The organism is Leekyejoonella antrihumi (assembly GCF_007845645.1).
Classification (GTDB): Bacteria; Actinomycetota; Actinomycetes; order Actinomycetales; family Dermatophilaceae; genus Leekyejoonella; species Leekyejoonella antrihumi.
Genome location: NZ_VCQV01000122.1, coordinates 1 through 1,424, shown reverse-complemented (window position 1 = coordinate 1,424; position 1,424 = coordinate 1). Strand labels below are relative to the sequence as shown.

General features: G+C 66.6%; 1 protein-coding gene. It reads right to left on the bottom strand.

Features of this window, described 5'->3' with window-relative positions; all coding sequences use genetic code 11:
* Window positions 1-6: 6 nt before the first annotated feature.
* Complete coding sequence (locus FGL98_RS25015) at window positions 7-1,314, bottom strand: ISL3 family transposase (protein WP_146321586.1); 1,308 nt, start codon at window positions 1,312-1,314, stop codon at window positions 7-9.
* Between the last annotated feature and the right edge of the window lie 110 nt (window positions 1,315-1,424).

The following is a 1,424-nucleotide window of genomic DNA, read 5'->3' as shown; positions in this document are numbered from 1 at the left end:
GGCTCTTCAGAAACGAGGGTGTAGTCGGGGTCTGAATCCTCCGGACTCCAGGAGGGATCGCGCGACATAGTGGGTCAGGTTTCGGAACCCGAGGGCGGACCCGCGTAAGTGCTCGAGGCGACCGTTGATCGCCTCGGTGGGTCCGTTGGACGTGCCGGGCCGGTCGAAGTACGCCAGGATGTCCGCGGCGCGGCGTTTGAGTGTGCGCCCAAGCGTGATCAGCTCCGTCAACGCACTGGGTACGTCGTGGCTGATCGAGTCGATCAGCGTCTTCAGGGCTGCTCGACCCTTCGCCCGGTCAGGGTCGCGGTAGGCGGCGATCATTCCCTGATACACGCCCCAGGTGGCCTCGACCTCGACGTGCTCCTGGTCGCCGAACACGGCATCGAGGCGGGCCTGCTGCTTGGCGGTCAGCAGGTCACTGCCGGTGTGCAGGGTTCGCCGTACCCCGTACAGCGGGTCGCCCTTACGGCCGCGGTGCCCACAGGTGGTCTGCTGCACGCGTTGTCGGCACCGGTCCAACGCGTCACCACCGAGCTGCACTGCGTGGAACGGGTCAAGGACAGGGGTTGTGCCTGGGATCTGTTCGACGGCAGCGGTTTTGAACCCGGTGAACCCGTCCATCGCGACGACCTCGATCCGGTCGCGCCACTCGATGGGTCGATCTTGCAACCACTGGGCGAACACCTGTTTAGAGCGGCCCTCGACCATGTCCAACAACCGCGCCGGACCCTTCCCGTCACGGATCGGCGTCAGGTCGATGATCACCGTCACATACTTGTCACCCTTGCGCGTGTGCCGCCACACGTGCTCGTCCACGCCAATCACCGCGACACCGTCGAACCGGTGCGGGTCATCGATCAGGGCTCGGCGCCCCTCGGCCAGGACCGCGTCGTTGGCGGTATTCCATGTGACGGCAAGGCCTTCGGCGATCCGGGCGACGGTCAGGTGCTGACACACAATCGCCTCCAACGCCCACCGCAGGCCGCGACGTGACAGCTTCGCCCGCGGTTCGGCCGCCTTGGTGGTGTCTTGCCTCCAGACGTGCCCGCAGCCGGTGCACCGGTAGCGGCGCACCGTAAGGACCAGCGTGGTCGGGCGCCAGCCGAGCGGCTCGTGCGCCAACCTGCGGGTCACGGTGTCCCGAGGTGTGCCCTCGCAGCCGCACCGCCGGCACCACCCGTCCGGTTCGAGAACACGGCAGGCCAGTACCGCCCGGCCGGGCTCGACGCGCTGCCCAGTCACCACCAGCCCGAGCTCATCCAGGCGAGCAAAAGTGGTCAGGTCGGGGCAGGTGAAGGTAGCGTCGGTCACGTCGAGGTCTTCCAGATGGGCAGTGTCAGAACTTCCATCATCGGGAGGCCTCGACGCCTATCCCGTGATCGACGCGCCGACCAGCACTACACCCTTAAATCTGAAGAGCC